This is a genomic window from Nitratireductor sp. GZWM139 (assembly GCF_030068685.1).
Classification (GTDB): Bacteria; Pseudomonadota; Alphaproteobacteria; order Rhizobiales; family Rhizobiaceae; genus Nitratireductor; species Nitratireductor aquimarinus.
The window spans coordinates 1-452 of the sequence record NZ_JAMQML010000069.1; the positions used below are offsets into that span (position 1 = coordinate 1).

Below are 452 nucleotides of genomic sequence, written 5' to 3' on the forward strand. Positions count from 1 at the left end.
TCCTGAAATTGCTTCAGGGCGCAGCAACGGCTCGGAAGACACTCTCATCGGGACACCAGGCACCCGGATCTACGGCAGATCAATACATGTACCGAACCATGCGCGAGTGGAAACACTCGCACTTGTTCAGATAGTCCTCATCCCGATAGGCGGACTGGAGATAGCCATAGGCCTTGCCGCAGGCGACCTTGGCCTCGGAGGCCCAGACGAAGGCGGGGCGACCCGAGTTGATCCATTGCGGGCTATCGGCAACGGCGACGGCCTCATCCATGAGGCGGACGACCTCATTGGTGAGGGTGGCGTTGTTTTCGATGGTGAGAAGTTTGGCATTCCCGGCCACCGGGCAATAATCGCCGGTGGAGAGATCGGCAGATTGCGCCCCGCCGGCCAGAATGGTCCCGACAACGACAGCAAGCCCCAAAGTAAGCTTCTTCATAAGTCCCCCGTGGCGT

At 59.7% G+C, this 452-nt stretch carries 1 protein-coding gene; it reads right to left on the reverse strand.

What is annotated here, in order from left to right:
- Positions 1–79 precede the first annotated feature (79 nt).
- Positions 80–436 carry a hypothetical protein gene (locus tag NDI72_RS21960; protein ID WP_113152804.1) on the reverse strand — a complete coding sequence of 119 codons (357 nt, stop codon included), beginning with the start codon at positions 434–436 and terminating at the stop codon, positions 80–82.
- Positions 437–452: the final 16 nt, after the last annotated feature.